At 44.1% G+C, this 15,668-nt stretch carries 12 protein-coding genes; 8 read left to right on the top strand and 4 right to left on the bottom strand.

Features of this window, described 5'->3' with window-relative positions:
- Positions 1-116: 116 nt before the first annotated feature.
- Positions 117-746, bottom strand: coding sequence for a heme ABC exporter ATP-binding protein CcmA (gene ccmA, locus CXF60_RS09990; protein ID WP_102091819.1), 630 nt, complete (start codon positions 744-746; stop codon positions 117-119).
- Between the two features lie 162 nt (positions 747-908).
- Between ccmA and CXF60_RS09985 the strand changes: the two genes are divergently transcribed.
- The 3 genes from CXF60_RS09985 to CXF60_RS09975 all read left to right on the top strand — a co-directional run bounded on the left by CXF60_RS09985 (position 909) and on the right by CXF60_RS09975 (position 3,952).
- Positions 909-2,018 carry a hypothetical protein gene (locus tag CXF60_RS09985; RefSeq protein WP_228707101.1) on the top strand — a complete coding sequence of 370 codons (1,110 nt, stop codon included), beginning with the start codon at positions 909-911 and terminating at the stop codon, positions 2,016-2,018.
- Between the two features lie 30 nt (positions 2,019-2,048).
- Positions 2,049-2,876, top strand: coding sequence for a type III secretion system chaperone family protein (locus CXF60_RS09980; RefSeq protein ID WP_102091818.1), 828 nt, complete (start codon positions 2,049-2,051; stop codon positions 2,874-2,876).
- Between the two features lie 161 nt (positions 2,877-3,037).
- Positions 3,038-3,952, top strand: a complete 915-nt coding sequence (locus tag CXF60_RS09975; protein ID WP_102091817.1) for a histone deacetylase family protein — start codon at positions 3,038-3,040, stop codon at positions 3,950-3,952.
- A 58-nt stretch (positions 3,953-4,010) separates the two neighbouring features.
- Here CXF60_RS09975 and CXF60_RS09970 read toward each other — a convergent pair whose 3' ends face one another.
- Positions 4,011-4,793 (bottom strand): sulfite exporter TauE/SafE family protein, encoded by a 783-nt coding sequence (locus CXF60_RS09970; protein WP_102091816.1) that lies wholly within the window; start codon positions 4,791-4,793, stop codon positions 4,011-4,013.
- A gap of 68 nt (positions 4,794-4,861) precedes the next feature.
- Positions 4,862-6,208, bottom strand: coding sequence for a bifunctional phosphopantothenoylcysteine decarboxylase/phosphopantothenate--cysteine ligase CoaBC (gene coaBC, locus CXF60_RS14730; RefSeq protein WP_416376877.1), 1,347 nt, complete (start codon positions 6,206-6,208; stop codon positions 4,862-4,864).
- Positions 6,209-6,402: 194 nt separating this feature from the next.
- Here coaBC and radC point away from each other — a divergent pair, with 194 nt between their 5' ends.
- The 3 genes from radC (at position 6,403) to CXF60_RS09950 (ending at position 12,258) form a co-directional block, all read left to right on the top strand.
- Positions 6,403-7,086 (top strand): RadC family protein, encoded by a 684-nt coding sequence (gene radC, locus CXF60_RS09960; protein WP_102091814.1) that lies wholly within the window; start codon positions 6,403-6,405, stop codon positions 7,084-7,086.
- Positions 7,087-7,435: 349 nt separating this feature from the next.
- Entirely contained in the window at positions 7,436-10,366 is a 2,931-nt protein-coding gene (locus tag CXF60_RS09955; RefSeq protein ID WP_102091813.1) for an acyl-CoA dehydrogenase, read from the top strand.
- Positions 10,367-10,881: 515 nt separating this feature from the next.
- Positions 10,882-12,258 carry a dicarboxylate/amino acid:cation symporter gene (locus CXF60_RS09950; RefSeq protein ID WP_102091812.1) on the top strand — a complete coding sequence of 459 codons (1,377 nt, stop codon included), beginning with the start codon at positions 10,882-10,884 and terminating at the stop codon, positions 12,256-12,258.
- 118 nt (positions 12,259-12,376) lie between these two features.
- On the opposite strand, the gene CXF60_RS09945 is transcribed toward CXF60_RS09950, so the two are convergent.
- Entirely contained in the window at positions 12,377-13,132 is a 756-nt protein-coding gene (locus tag CXF60_RS09945; RefSeq protein ID WP_102091811.1) for a TSUP family transporter, read from the bottom strand.
- A gap of 465 nt (positions 13,133-13,597) precedes the next feature.
- On the opposite strand from CXF60_RS09945, the gene nhaA reads away from it, so the two are divergent.
- Both nhaA and CXF60_RS09935 read left to right on the top strand, forming a co-directional pair.
- A complete protein-coding gene (gene nhaA, locus CXF60_RS09940) occupies positions 13,598-14,800 on the top strand; it encodes a Na+/H+ antiporter NhaA (protein ID WP_102091810.1) in 1,203 nt (400 codons plus the stop codon).
- Between the two features lie 205 nt (positions 14,801-15,005).
- On the top strand, positions 15,006-15,608 hold the full coding sequence (locus CXF60_RS09935; RefSeq protein WP_102091809.1) for a DUF2799 domain-containing protein: 603 nt from the start codon (positions 15,006-15,008) through the stop codon (positions 15,606-15,608).
- Positions 15,609-15,668: the final 60 nt, after the last annotated feature.

Genomic DNA, 15,668 nt, shown 5'->3' with positions numbered 1-15,668 from the left:
GCTACGACAATAGCATTTGGACTTTTATTCATGGCTGCTACTGATCCTACTTGTATTGGACTGTCTGTCATTATTCGTCCTTGCACATATACTGATGGTACTGATAGCAATCAAACTTATACCATGTAATTTGACAAATCGAGCACTTGATTGGCGACACCGACTGCCTGATGGCTGGTCATTAGTATCGACCCGCCAGCCTGTGCAAATTCGCATAACCGCTCTTCCATACGCGCCACCATATCGACATCTAGCGCCGTGAAAGGCTCATCAAGTAACCAGAGCGGTGTTACATCAGGAGTTAGTAGGTACAATCGCGCCAGCGTGATGCGCCGCGTTTGCCCAGCGGACAAATGACTTGAGCTGATCGTTTCAAACCCTTGTAGCCCAACCCATGTGAGCGCATTATCAATATCAGCAGCGCTTGGAGTAATACCATATAAGTTCAGTAGAAACGTTAGGTTTTGTGCTACTGTCAGATTCGGATGGATGCCCAACTGGTGTGAGACATATAAGGGCTGGATAGGCAGGCACGATTGTCCTTGATAAATAACTCTACCTGCCAGAACAGGTAACAATCCAGCTAACTGCATGAGTAACGTAGTCTTTCCCGTCCCATTTGCCCCGATTAGATGGCAAATACTACCAGCAGATAGCTGCAACGCAACGCCTTCGCACAGCGGTATCTCACCGCGCTGAACCGTCAGCTCATCAAGTGCAAGTAAAGGCGTACCCAAAACCGTCATCAAAACCTCTGGTTATTTATCAAGCAGCAGTCAATATTCATCACAAACAAAGGCAATGTTCGTGGCATAATACCCTATGCTCGCTACAAACACACAGTATAACAAATTGTCGATTACTCTGACTTCAAAAAGTACGACCTCAAAAAAATACGACTTTAAAATATGACTTCAAAACCTATGCCGACTTCACAAGATAGCCAAAAACATAATACTGCTGCAGAGACTAAAAATGACAACGCAGACACTAACTTGTCAAAAGAGCCATCAGCCAGCCGTTTGACAGTAGATAGCTTGATCGATGCTCAAGTCAACTTTATACAGCAGTGGTTGCACAATCAAGCTGAGCCACTAGCGATGGAAGCTTGGCAATGGTTTGGTGCGCAGCCTTTAAGCAAATATATTACCTGTGACCATTTACAGCAGCTGATGAAAGACTGGCTGTTAAATCAGCCGATGACTGAAGTGATGCGTACCGACATCCGTGATATTTTGCACACTATTATTTATCATCCAGTCAATGACAACGTGCCTTTGTCTGAGCTGGTTGATGATGCCCAAGTTGAAACGCTGGCCAACTATATCGGTAGCCATGAGCAGCAGCGCAACATATTGATTCATACGCTGGTCGGTAACGAAACCTTTGCAGATTTATTGACCCAAACACTTTATCACGCTATCAATGACTTTATGGAAAGCACCCTCGATAAAGCAGGTGGCGTTGGTAAATTGATGAAGCTTGGGCGTAGCTCTTTTGAAAAGGCGACCAACAGAAACCTCGATGAAAAACTACAAACCTACTTGCATCGCAATATCAAAGATTTGACGCGCAAAGCTGAAGCCAATGCCCAAGAACACTTGTCAAATGAAGAAGTAGCGCGTCTGATGGTCATGGGCTGGGATCGCATCAAAGACCAACCAATTAGTGAGCTACAAACCTATTTAAGCGATGAGCCCGGTAATAGTAGCATTGACCATATCGAAGCCAGTATCCAACAAAGCTATAACCGCCTGCGACTGTCACCGTATCTGCACAGCTTAGTCTCGGCAAGCATTGACACTTGGTATGCCAATCATCAGTCTGACACGATGGCGACCATTGCGGCGAGTTTGCACATTGATGAAGCGGCCATGAAGCAATGTAGCACTACACTACTGCCTATCGTGTACGATGCTCTTGAGACGCCTTGGTTGACGGCTCATATTCGTGAAATGCTAGCAGCGTTCTATGCACAGCCTGCTATCAAAGAAGGTTTGGCATTCACTCACGATTAATTTATAACTCTTACTTGTCAGCATACTATTATGAGTCAACGCAATAAACTCAGCTTGTGGCAAAAGGTCAAACGGTTACTGACTGCTGCCGCCCCGCAGTCAGTCATCGATGGTGCAAGCGAGCAAGGACATGCATCACTTGCTGACAGCGAGGTTAATAATACAAAAAATATATCAGCTGATATCTCTCATGAGTTAGAGGCGAATCAGGGCAGCGAACAGGATAACCCTCAATCACAAGCACAAGCACAAGCACAAGCAAATACATCTCAACTCAAAACCGATAACTTAAAAACCGATATCGCAAGTGCAGAGCCTCAAAACCAAAGTAACACGCCTATCGTCGACTGTTTAAAGCAATACTTCAATGACAAACAATGGCACTACACGCATTATCGACCCAAAACCAACGACAGCCAAAAATCGCATCACTTATCCTTGAGAATGCGTCATAAGCAAATAAACTGTGGCTATCTGTTTCGAGTGCAAGAAAAAAACAAACTATTGGCAATCTACGGCATCTTGCCATTTTTGATACCAGAAACTCATCAAAGCGCTGCGATGCTACTTATCACCCAAATCAACTATGACATGCTAGTCGGTAATTTGGAAATGGATGTCAACGATGGTGAAATACGCTACAAAAATGCTATCGATGTCGAAGCAGTTGGTATAGATAATGAGATTATTGAGCATTTATTACAAAGCGTGGTTGCTATGACCACGGTTGCCAACGAGCTATTTGGCAACTTGGTTAATAATCAAGACCCTGCCGAAGACATGCAAACGCTACTCGTAGAGCTACGTCAACAGTCAGACGCGCGCACGTTCTTTCTGCCGACTCAGTTTGTTCAATAACTCAGTTTGTTCAATAACTCAGTTTGTTCGATAACTCAGTTTGTTCGATAATTAAGTTCATTCGATGAACCGGTTTTTCAATCAAGCCATAATCTACGATAGCGGATACTTATCTCTTTATTTTTCTATCCAAAAACCATCAATACTAAGCTAGAAATCTTATGCTAAAAATTGCCTACTCTGACGTCTTTCGATATTCCGTGCCAGAAAAGCACCGCTTCCCCATGCAAAAGTACATTATGATTCCTGAGCGTTTGCTGGCAGAAGGAACGATCAGCCAAGATAACTTCTTTGCCCCTGCTCGCTTAAGCGAAGATGAGATTTTGACCACGCATACCGCAGAGTACTGGTATCAGCTTAAAACTCAAACACTACCGCGCAAGGCTGCTCGTGCGATCGGATTTGAGATGACACCGCAGTTGGTCGAGCGCGGACGTTATATTGCTCATGCAACGTATGAATGCGCGCTATATGCTCAGCAATATGGCGTGGCCATGAACGTCGCAGGCGGCACCCATCACTCTTTTGCTGGTCATGGAGAAGGGTTTTGCGTATTTAATGATGTTTGTATCGCTAGCAATTTATTGCTAAATCGTGGACAGGCAAAGAAGATTTTAGTTATCGATTTGGACGTTCATCAAGGCAATGGCAACGCCAGCATCATGGCAAATGAACCACGTGTCCTTGTCTTTAGTATGCATGGGGCAAAGAACTACCCGTTTCGTAAGCAAGTATCAGACTTAGATATTGAGCTAGACAATGATACTGGCGATGCTGAGTATTTACAGATATTAGAAGATACACTGCCACGTTTAATCGCTGAAGTTGCGCCAGATATGATTTTTTATCAGTCTGCAGTCGACGTGCTCGCTACCGATAAGCTCGGCAAACTTGGTTTGACACAAGCAGGATGCAAGGCGCGTGATGAATATGTTCTGCATCAAGCAAAAGCCGCCAATATCCCTGTCGCTATCGTGATGGGCGGCGGCTACTCAGAAGATATCGAAGACGTGGTCGAAGCGCATTGTAATACCTTTCGTTTGGCACAGCAGATATTTTTTGAGGAATTGGTCTAATAAAATATTGCTGAAAGGTAAAGATGAGTCCAGCGTTGGAATGGCTCATATACCCTAGCTATAACAATGCGGTAATGCCTTGCCAGCCAACGCGTATTCCAAGCACGATTAAAATCAATAAAATAAGCTGACGAAAACGCGCTTGCGGTAAATAACGTCGCAAACGGATTCCAACTAGCAGTGTGACTATAGATAACACACTCAAAAAAGTAATCAGCTGCCACTCACCACTGCTCAGTGCCATGATAGGCTCACGCAACACGATAATCTGGGCAATCTTTCCTAAGAAATAGCACATGTTACCAACTTTGGCGATGGTATTTTTATCGTCACTAGCAGACAACAAATACATCATCAGGATGGTCGACATTGCATTGGTCGAGCCGCCGATGACGCCTGCACCAAAGCCAACGGCAATTAACATAGGCTTGGTGTTTGGTAGACGGATTTGCTTACCGAGTAAACTACTCACAACGTAGAAAGCAATGACCGCGGCCAACAATAAGAGAATATAAGCGCTATCAACCCATAGCAATAGTTTCGCACCTAAAATGCTACCCAATAGGCTAGTAAGCGCAAGCAACCAATAGCGTCTGCCGTAGTAGATAAAGTTTTGCCAAATGGTGCGTTCACCGCCTACTAGCCATGTCATCACATTAACGACTAGCGAGGGGAAAATCACTAACACAATGGCGTGTTGCAATGGGTACATACTAGCAAGCGCGGTGGTCGTCACTAGCGTTGCGCCAAGTCCACTAATACCATGTAGCAGTGAAGCAAGCGCAAAAATGACTGTCAGCACTAGCATTTGAGTGCTATCGTTACCAGCTATATTCATCATATCGGTCACACCGTTTTAGGCTTAGCGTCCATATCTACATGCTATCTACACGCTTTGAGCCTGTAGCTCTAACTATCTTTACGTTGACCGACTGCTTGACCGATGATGCTAGCTAGTTGCTCAGCAATTTTATCTTTACTGGTCTTCTCAAGTGTTACCGCATCACGCTCATAGCGCTCAGAGAAAAACACCTGCATCGCATTGTCATCACTGGCAAAACCAATATCTGCGCGTGAGACATCATTGCAAGCAATCATATCTAAATCTTTTGCGACCAACTTACCACGGGCATAACGCTCAACATCTTGCGTCTCTGCGGCAAAACCAACGACAAATAGCTCTGGATGTGCCAGAGAAATCGTCGCTAGAATATCAGGGTTTTTAACCAGACTGAGCGTCATGGCATCTTGTGTCTTTTTGATTTTTTGCGGTGCGGCTTCTTCTGTACGATAATCTGCCACGGCTGCGGTCGCGATAAAGATATCTGCTTTTACAAATTGGTTGTCATCATGAGAATGTAGCAAGTCATTATGATCATGGTCGCTTACATCGTCATCACCGCAACCACAGTCGCCATGATGGTGTTCGTGAGAATGGGTATGGTTATGAAAATGATCGTGCATATGCTCATGAGAATGGTTATGCTCATCTTCAAAGACCAATTGAAGCTCGCTATGCGTGCCATCTACACATTGCTGCGCCGCTATCAGCATATCTTCAGCAGACAGCACATCGATCCGTGTGACATTAAGCGGCGTGGGCAATGCCACTTTACCACCAGCGATTAAGACAACGTCTGCACCAGCAGCCACACAGGCGCGCGCCAATGCAAAGCCCATTTTTCCTGAAGAGTGGTTAGATAAATAACGTACAGGATCAATCGCTTCTACTGTTGGACCTGCGGTAATGACCACTCTTTTTCCTGCCAGCAATTGCGGCGTCGTGTTCATCGCTATGAACAGTAAAACCTCATCCAATAACTGCTCAGGCTCAGGCAATCGCCCTGCTCCGACATCACCGCACGCTTGCTCACCGCTAGCTGGCTGGATAATCTGATAATTCATATCGCGCAATGTTTGCACGTTTAGGTTGACTGCTGGATGCGCCCACATCTGCTGATTCATGGCAGGCGCAATAATGACGGGCGCTGTAGTGGCAAGACACACTGTGGTCAATAGATCATCAGCCATACCCATGGCCAGACGCGCAAGCGTATTGGCTGAAGCTGGTGCAATCACGATTAAGTCGGCCCACTTAGCCAGCTCAATATGTCCCATGCCTGCCTCTGCTTGCTCATCGAGCAACGAGACATGCACTTCGTTACCAGTCAACGCTTGTAGCGTCAGCGGTGTGATAAATGCTTGTGCACCCGTCGTCATGATAACGCGCACATCAAAGCCTGCCTTGACTAACAAGCGGGCAAATATAGCAGATTTATAAGCGGCGATACCGCCAGTAATAGCAAGCACAATATTGGACATAAGCGTGGCATCAACAAAAAAGTGAAAAGATAAAATTGCGCTTATAGTAACAATTATGAGATAAATTGGGTAAGATTTTCCGTATCTATCTTAGATAACGAGTATCAACCCATTTTCAAGGAGTGACAATGGCGATCAAAGACTGGCATGAGGATGACAGGCCTCGCGAAAAACTTTTAAAATTTGGTGCAGCTCATTTGTCTGACGCCGAGATACTGGCCATATTTTTGCGCACCGGTACTCAGTCTCAATCAGCGATTGAATTAGCGCGGCATTTGATTGATCAGTTTGGTAGCTTAGCCGAGCTATTAGCCGCCCCTCAAAAGACGGTTCTTGCCTGTCATGGTATGGGCCCTGCAAAGTACGCCCAAATATTAGCCTCACTTGAGATGGGTACGCGCTATCTGGACAGCCAGCTCAAAACTGGACAAGCACTAGGACGCTCACAAGCGGTCAAAGACTATATCAGTACTCAGTTGCGCGGTGAGCATCGTGAAGTATTTGCCGTACTCTGTCTGGATAATGCCCTCAACCTTTTAAACTTTGAGATATTATTCACGGGTGGTATCTCATCATGCTCGGTCTGCATCAAGCATGTATTGCGACACGCACTAAGCCATGCTGCTAGCCAACTTATCATCGCTCACAATCATCCTCATACCGATGCCAAGCCATCGACCGCAGATAACTTACTGACCTATGAGCTAAAAAAAGCCTGTGACCTGTTAGATATCTCGCTTGTCGATCACATCATCGTCGGACGTAACGACACTTTATCTTATACCGAAAGCTGCCTTGCCCCTTTTAACTAGCTATTTGGCTAGTTTTCGATAATGGCTAGCTACGTGTTTCGACTAGACATATAACTAACCTGTAAACAATTGTGTTTGATACATATCATCGACAGAGCGTAGCATTTTGGCTCTTGATAGTTATCGACAACTGTTTCATATTAGTAGCCATTCTTGTCATTTATTTGTTAATTACTTACTAGACCATTAATACTAGTATTTAAAAGACGTACAACCAAGCATTTATGGATTAACAAATCATTCGATTTACTTGTAAGACAGTAAATGGCAAGACGAAAAATAATTATAGTTAGCTCTTTCATTTACGTACTTTTCGCATTTTTTATTCAGCGCTTTAAAGGAGATAGTCATGGCAATTGGCTTGTTTATTTTGGCAGTCATCATTCAGTTAGCCGTGGTCTTGGCCATCTTTTTGTTGTCCTTATCACGGGTCACCGGTAGCATCGTCACCTTGATTACGGTTATCGTCACTGCAATTATCAGCCCATGGTCTCTCATTTTGGGTATACCAATGGCACTACTGTGCTTGGTCTTACTCGTTGCACCACTTCGCCAATCGTTAGTCACTAAGCCTGTCTATAAAGCGCTGGGCGGTGCGATGCCAAGTATGAGTGATACGGAACGTGAGGCGCTTGATGCAGGTACTAGCTGGTGGGAAAAAGAGCTGTTTATGGGTGCGCCGAACTGGGATACCTTTGCCAATTATCCTTATCCGCAGCTTTCAGAAGCAGAGCGAAGTTTCATTGATAATGAAGTAGAAACCTTATGTGGTATGCTTGATGAATGGCAAATTCAGCATAAAGATAAAGACCTATCACCTGAGGCATGGCAATTTATTAAAAGTAATGGTTTCTTAGGTTTAATCATTCCAAAAGAATTTGGCGGCTTAGAATTTAGCTCTTATGCGCAAAGCCGCGTAATGAGTAAAATCGCTTCGCGCTCGCCGACTGCCGCTGTGACCTGTATGGTTCCCAACTCGCTCGGCCCTGGTGAGCTACTGATGCATTATGGTACGGACGAGCAAAAGCAGCGCTGGTTGCCAGGTCTTGCCAAAGGTGACGAAGTACCTTGCTTTGGTTTGACTGGGCCTGAAGCGGGCTCTGATGCAGGTGCCATTCCTGATACAGGTGTGGTCTGTTATGGTATGCACGAAGGCGAGCAAGTGCTTGGCCTACGCATGAACTTCTCTAAGCGCTGGATTACCCTAGCACCTGTCGCCACTGTCGTTGGCTTAGCATTTAAAATGCACGATCCTGAAGGTCTACTTGGCAATCCTGAAAAGACCGATTACGGTATTACTTGTGCCCTCGTTCCAGCCAACCACGAAGGTGTCGTAACAGGGCCACGTCATAATCCAATCGGCTCACCATTTATGAATGGTACAGTCGATGGCAAGGACGTCTTTATCCCATTAGATTACATCATCGGCGGTGTCGAGAATGCTGGTCGCGGCTGGCGTATGCTGATGGAATGCTTAGGCGTTGGTCGAGGTATTTCTCTACCAGCTCTATCGACATCAGCCAGTGAAATGACTTACCTATCTGTCGGTGCGTTCGCAAAAGTTCGCGAACAGTTCAAGATATCAGTAGGTAAATTTGAAGGTGTACAGGACGCCACTAGCCGTATGGCGAGTAACACTTATATGTTAGAAGCGTTCCGTCATTTGGTCACTTGCGGATTAAACCAAGGTGGCACGCCATCAGTCATGACTGCCATGGCAAAATACTATGCGACTGAAACCATGCGTAGCGTCGTCAACGACGGTATGGATGTGGTCGGTGGTCGTGCTGTACAAATGGGTCCGCGTAACTTTTTGGCGACACCTTATCAGGCGATTCCTGTCTCTATCACTGTCGAAGGCGCCAACATTTTGACCCGCTCACTCATGATCTTTGGTCAAGGTGCGATGCGTTGTCATCCTTATTTATTCGACGAGCTTCAGTTACTACAGAGCGAAGATAAAGCGGCTGTCACTGAAAAATTCGATATCCTTTTCTTTAAGCATTTAGGCTATACGTTTAACCGTGGCGCCAAAGCCTTTGTCGCAGGCTATATTGGTGGTAGCGATAAGGCCCCGAGTTTCGCAGACGCCTTTACCCGTCCCTATTACAAACATATTAACCGCTTAAGTGCGAGCTTTGCCTTGACTGCTGATATGGCATTAGGACTACTAGCAGGAGATTTAAAGCGTAAAGAGATGCTCTCTGGTCGTTTAGCAGATATTCATAGTCATCTATTTATTGCGACTGCTATTTTGCAATTCTATGAACACGGTAGTAAGTCAGAGTCTGAGCGCTTACATGCCGAAGTTGCGCTACAAAACAGCTTGTACACGATTCAAGAAGCCTTTGTGTCATTCTTTGCCAACTTCCCGAATCGTATGGCAGCCAATGTGGTTAGCTTTGTGACTTTCCCAAGTGGACGTATCTTTACCCCAGCAAGCGATGAGCTAAAACGCCAGTTGGGCGAGACTTTCATGGATGATTTTGCAGCCAACCCGTTCCGCGATTATCTAAAAACCATGGTTTATTACAACACAGATGCAGACGATGTAACTGGTCGTATGGAACATGCTTATCAGACCTTAGTCGAAATCGAACCATTGTGGCAGAAGTTCAAAAAGGCAGAGCATCAAGACAGCTTTGAAGGTCTAACCTTTGAAGACCATGTGGTACACGCCAGTCAAAATGGTGGCATTACCGAAGAAGAGGCAGAAGTTCTGATTCAATATAACGCCATGCGTTTTGATTCATTATTGACTGATACGTTTGACGAGCATCTATCGGAAGCGCTAGAACGTGACAATCCACATGCGCTTGAAAATGCAGTTCACCAACTGACTGATTACGCACAGCTAAAAAGACAAGCTCAGAGTAAAAACGGTATCGCTGTGGATACCGATGCATCTGTCGTCGATGAGCTAGCCACTAACGAACCAACTATTAACGATCTAGACAGTCCTGCAAACACAGACAATCATACTGGCGATGCCAATCCTAATCATGGTTATGAAAGTGATGGCGATGTAGAGTTGGTCAGTGAGCAAGATACTGTCAAAGAAGTAAATTCGCAGACAGATTTTGAAGAGTCAAAGCCTGAGAGAGAGGCACTCGATCATCGCCATCGTGATGCTGAATCACATCTTAACGAGCGTATGGGCAATAATCATAATCGTCATATTGCACCACCTGACGAGATCAATACTGAAGTAAGTGATAATGATATCAAACCTTTAGAACGCCAATCACCTTTATCACGCGAAGAAGACGATAAAGTTTAAAGGTCTATGCTGTTTTTGATATTAGTATTAGAAACTGAGTATTATTAGATTTTATAGTAAAATTTTTACTTTTCATTAGCCAGACTATCTATAAACGATAGTCTGGCTTTTTTTGGTCTATTAGAAATTTCAAGCTTAATTAATCATATTCTTTCCTTTGCATTTGGATAATTTAAAATCAACGGTTTGATATCAATAGTTTGACATATTCGCTTACCCTAAAAACTCTTTCATGAATATTTTGTTTCATATGGGAAACAAACCGTTTAGAATAAATATTGACTATATTATGGGCACATAGTTGTAACGAGGAATGTACATTTAGAATAAAATCAGAAAAAAATCTTGCAGTGCCCTTAGCTATTCTTTTATATTGTCCACGAAAATGTGACATCGAGCGACAATCACGGGAACTTAATAGTCATAACAAGCTTTGTAGTAAGGCTGATAAGTACGATCATGTTGGCTAATGAACACTTACTATAAAGCTGTTATGCACACAAAGGATATGAATTATGTGGAAGAATTTGGGACTGACGGGCAAGATTATTGTTGCCATGGTGCTCGGTATTGGACTGGGCCTATTTCTAAACTACTCAGGATTGAACGGCGAAGGTAGCTTTGTTAATACTTACATCACCAATGGCTTCCTTGCCATTGTTGGTAAACTATTTGTCAACTCGCTAAAAATGTTGGTCGTACCTTTGGTGCTTATCTCACTGATTTGCGGTGTATGCGGTATTGGTGATATTCGCCTACTTGGACGTATTGGTACCAAAACGTTCATTATTTATATGATAACTACTGCACTCGCTATTGCGACTGCAATTGGTCTTGGCTCGCTATTCGGTATCGGTAAAGGCATGAATATCGGAACGGAAGCCGAGTTTGAAGCTGCGTCAGCGCCGCCTCTACTTGATGTGTTCTCTAACATTATCCCATCGAACCCCATCAGCGCGATGGCAAATGGCGATATGTTATCGATCATCTTCTTTGCTATTTTGATCGGCGTCAGTATCTTGATGGTCGGTAAACCTGCCAAAGGCTTAGTGCAGAGCCTAGAGCTAATCAACGAAGTTATCTTAAAGATGGTCACGATCATCATGAACCTTGCACCATATGGTGTATTTGCGCTATTGACCAAAGCAATGGCAGAGCTAGGTTTAGACTTGATTTGGTCACTACTCGGTTATGTTGCGGTATTGGTCGGTTCATTGGCCTTCCACTTCTTTATCACCATGATGATTGTACTTAAAGTGTCTTCAGGCCTGTCTATCAAGACGTTCTTGGCAAAAATGCGTGAAGTACAGATCTTTGCTTTTAGTACTTCTAGCTCAAACGCGACGATTCCTATTACCTTGCGTACGGTTACCAAGCGTATGGGTGTAAACAACTCAGTTGCGTCGTTCACTGTTCCTTTTGGTGCTACCATCAATATGGATGGTACGGCTATCATGCAGGGTACTGCGACCATCTTTATTGCCAACATTTACGGCATTGATTTGGGCGTGACCGAATACTTAACCGTCATCTTGATGTCAGTACTGGCGTCTGTTGGTACGGCTGGTGTACCTGGTGTTGGTCTAATCATGCTGTCTATGGTATTCGCTCAAGTGGGTCTACCAATCGAAGGTATCGGTCTAATCTTGGGTGTGGATCGTATCCTTGATATGCTACGTACTGCTGTAAACGTTGGTGGTGATGCTGCTGTTACTACTATCGTGGCAAAATCAGAAGGCAAAATGGATCTGGCTATTTACAACGATCCTAACGCTGGTGCAAAAGACGTATTTGATGGTCATATCGATGAAGACAATGAGCGTGAGTTCTCTGAAGTCTTTAGTGATGGCATCATGGGTAGTGAATACGATGATGTTGATCGTCGCCGCTAACCCACGCCTGCGAGATAGAAGTGCATAAAATAAAAAACCTCAGTCAAGTTGGCTGAGGTTTTTTTATGATCAATAACCAGTAACTAATCATGGTTGATACGGTTCTATCAACAATTAATTAGCCAAACACATACTTGGTCAACATCGCCAGACAGACCAGTACAATCACTGGACGAATCAATTTGCTACCGCCTTTAACCACCATATGCGAGCCAAAATAGGCACCGATGGTTTGTCCAACCATCATCGCTAGCCCCACTTTCCACAGTACGTTGCCACCCAAAATAAAGAAAATTAACGAGCCAATATTGGTCGATAAATTCAATACTTTAGCCGTACCTGTTGCTTCGATAATTTGACGACCACGTAATGCCACATTGCCAAGCGCAAAAAACATACCAGTACCTGGACCAATATAACCATCATAAAAACCAATCAACGGTGCCACGACTTTTTGCCATTTGCTCTCTGAGATACGCGGTGCAGCCTCTACTTCACCCAATCTAGGGGCAAATAACGTATAAATACCGATAGCAGCGATCAAAAATGGAATCACCTTTTCAAGCAAGTCAGGTGGTGACATCTGTACAGCGATAGTGCCGATAACGGAACCAATAAAAGCGGCGATAATAGCTACTTTGATACGTTGCGGTTTGACGACCCCTTTTCTAATCATAGTAATAGATGCCGCTAGTGCGCCTGATGCCGCTTGCAGTTTATTGGTACCGAGCGTCAATACTGGTGGGATATTGGCCAGTAGCATGGCAGGGATAGTCAATAACCCGCCGCCGCCAGCAATAGCATCAATAAATCCTGCCAATGCGGCCACCGCAGTAAGCATTAAAATAATCTCTAACGAGAAAGTTAAGTCCATGACACTGACCTGCAAAATATGATAAGAAGAGAAAAAGGAGTTATGAGATAAGGCTAAAATATCATTATCGATAAGCTGACAGCTTACCAGTGCTAGCAAAAGAAATAATGACACGTCGCACAGCGCTGCTCATTATAAAGATAAAACCATAAAAAAAGCCAAAAACGTAACAAAGTCTGCTAAATTTGTCTAATAACGTTCCGAATCTGCTCAGCCGAATAGCGACTTATTAAAAAGATGTAACGACTTACAACTATTGTGCTCGTCAAATCCTCTTTATAATATTGCTATTGTGAATATAAAAAAGTAGACCGTTGGCACTGGCTCAACGTATTTTGTTGTCTATATTGATAAGAGTATGAGAAACTGTTTCTGTCTATTTGCTACCTCGAAATTATAGGTAGCGCAGACATTGATGGATATTTGAGGTTATTTAGTAAATTGTATTTAGCGAATGAGGATGATATGGCAATACGAAGGATTAAGGCATTTTTTGAATTTGAGGCAGCAGGCGGTATCGTCTTAGCATTGGCTGCCATTGCTGCAATGATCATTGCCAACTCCCCTCTTAATGTTTGGTATGAAGGTTTTATTCATGCACCAGTCGCCATTCAGATTGGTGAATTTGCGATTGCCAAAGACGCTCATCACTGGATCAACGATGGTCTGATGGCGGTTTTCTTTTTCTTGGTTGGATTAGAGCTTAAGCGTGAAGTACTCATCGGTGAGCTGTCCAACGTCAAGCAAATAATACTGCCTGCAGGGGCTGCACTCGGCGGTATGATTATGCCGGCGATTGTCTATCTGCTCTTTAACTACAACGAGCCTGAGTTTTGGAAAGGTTGGGCCATTCCTGCTGCGACAGATATTGCTTTTGCACTCGGTATTTTGAGCCTCTTAGGTAATCGCGTACCCAACTCCCTAAAGGTTTTCTTAGTCTCTATTGCTATCTTCGATGACATTGGTGCGATTCTGATTATCGCTTTGTTTTATACCAGTGAGTTGTCGTTAGAGTCATTGGCAGTAGCTGGTTTATGTTTGCCGTTCTTATATGTTCTTAATCGCCGTAACGTCACCAATATCACGCCATATCTACTCATCGGTCTGATCATGTGGATTGCCGTACTCAAGTCTGGTATCCATGCAACATTGGCCGGTGTGGTATTAGCACTGTTTATCCCGATGTTCGACCGCACTGATCCTGAGCACTCTCCGCTTGAAGAGCTAGAGCATGATCTGCACAATACCGTCGCTTTCGGTATTTTGCCAATCTTTGCTTTTGCCAACTCGGGTATCTCGCTCGAAGGCGCAGGTTTTGCTGAGTTATTCCACTCAGTGCCGCTAGGTATTGCCGCTGGTTTGTTTATTGGTAAGCAGTTAGGCGTCATGTTCATGTGCTGGTTAATCTTCAAACTTGGTATCTCAACCATGCCAAAAGGTATGGACTATAAGCAGATTTACGGCGCAGCTCTATTGTGCGGTGTTGGTTTTACCATGAGTTTGTTCATCGGTGGCTTGGCGTTCGCTGGCGACACTACTATGTTTGATGAGCGCTTAGGTATTATCATGGGTTCAATCGTCTCTGGTATTGCAGGTTACATCATGCTAAAAATGAGCTTGAAGGACAATGCTAGCGGTACATCGGTCGATTTGACTCGCCCGCATTAATAAAACGTAGAGTAGCTTATAGTGGTACTGACTAATATTGATGCCACTTATAAGCTGCTCTATTTTATTTGTATATGCGTTATCGAGATATCTATAAGTGACTTAGCAATCAATGACAAGACTACATAACGTGATTGATTACATCATTTATTTGTGTTCATAGTTATTATCGTTATCATAGTTATCACAGCTATCGGAGCTAACCATGTACCGACCTATATACCATGCTGTACGTCAACTGGCATTAGGATTATCTGTGTTCGGTAGTGTCTATCTGCTAGCAGGCTGTGCAACACTCTCCAAGCAAGAATGTCTCGTCGGTGACTGGCAGGTTATCGGCTATAACGATGGCGTGGCAGGTTATCACTCAGATCGCCTAGCATCTCATACAAAAGCCTGTGCCAAAGCCAATGTCGCACCTGACTATCAAGCATGGGAACGTGGTCGTAAACTTGGTCTGCAACAATACTGCACCATCAATAATGCCTATAACATCGGTAGACGTGGTCGTCAGTTGAACAACGTTTGCCCGATTACTATGGCCAACACATTGCAAACGGCTAATCAAAAAGGGCTAGATTATTACACCTTAGACAGTCAGTTGGACAAAGACAATCGCCTCCTTGATACTTACCAATCAGAATTCGATAAGTTAGAAAATGGTGAAATGCTAGATTTTGCTAATGAAAAAGAAGCCCGTGCACGGCTGCTATCTCTATCTGATGAGATTCGTGATACCAAACGCCGTATCCGAACAACACAGCAGCAATTAGACTCATTGAACCGATCCAGTAGTTTTTACGAATGACTGGGATGCGAAGCTATCGCAATGCAAGTTTTACGTTCTAAGGCATGTCCTCACTCTGAA

Origin of the sequence: Psychrobacter sp. 4Bb, from assembly GCF_002836735.1 — a bacterium.
In the GTDB taxonomy this organism is placed as follows: Bacteria; Pseudomonadota; Gammaproteobacteria; order Pseudomonadales; family Moraxellaceae; genus Psychrobacter.
The sequence above is the reverse complement of the archived record's forward strand: the minus strand, read 5'-3'. Positions and strand labels throughout refer to the sequence as shown.

Excerpts from the sequence above, each read along its gene's own strand:
- ccmA (WP_102091819.1), bottom strand. The coding sequence starts at position 746 with ATGACGGTTTTGGGTACGCCTTTACTTGCACTTGATGAGCTGACGGTT.
- CXF60_RS09985 (WP_228707101.1), top strand. The coding sequence starts at position 909 with ATGACTTCAAAACCTATGCCGACTTCACAAGATAGCCAAAAACATAAT.
- CXF60_RS09980 (WP_102091818.1), top strand. The coding sequence starts at position 2,049 with ATGAGTCAACGCAATAAACTCAGCTTGTGGCAAAAGGTCAAACGGTTA.
- CXF60_RS09975 (WP_102091817.1), top strand. The coding sequence starts at position 3,038 with ATGCTAAAAATTGCCTACTCTGACGTCTTTCGATATTCCGTGCCAGAA.
- CXF60_RS09970 (WP_102091816.1), bottom strand. The coding sequence starts at position 4,793 with ATGATGAATATAGCTGGTAACGATAGCACTCAAATGCTAGTGCTGACA.
- radC (WP_102091814.1), top strand. The coding sequence starts at position 6,403 with ATGGCGATCAAAGACTGGCATGAGGATGACAGGCCTCGCGAAAAACTT.
- CXF60_RS09955 (WP_102091813.1), top strand. The coding sequence starts at position 7,436 with ATGGCAATTGGCTTGTTTATTTTGGCAGTCATCATTCAGTTAGCCGTG.
- CXF60_RS09950 (WP_102091812.1), top strand. The coding sequence starts at position 10,882 with ATGTGGAAGAATTTGGGACTGACGGGCAAGATTATTGTTGCCATGGTG.
- CXF60_RS09945 (WP_102091811.1), bottom strand. The coding sequence starts at position 13,132 with ATGGACTTAACTTTCTCGTTAGAGATTATTTTAATGCTTACTGCGGTG.
- nhaA (WP_102091810.1), top strand. The coding sequence starts at position 13,598 with ATGGCAATACGAAGGATTAAGGCATTTTTTGAATTTGAGGCAGCAGGC.
- CXF60_RS09935 (WP_102091809.1), top strand. The coding sequence starts at position 15,006 with ATGTACCGACCTATATACCATGCTGTACGTCAACTGGCATTAGGATTA.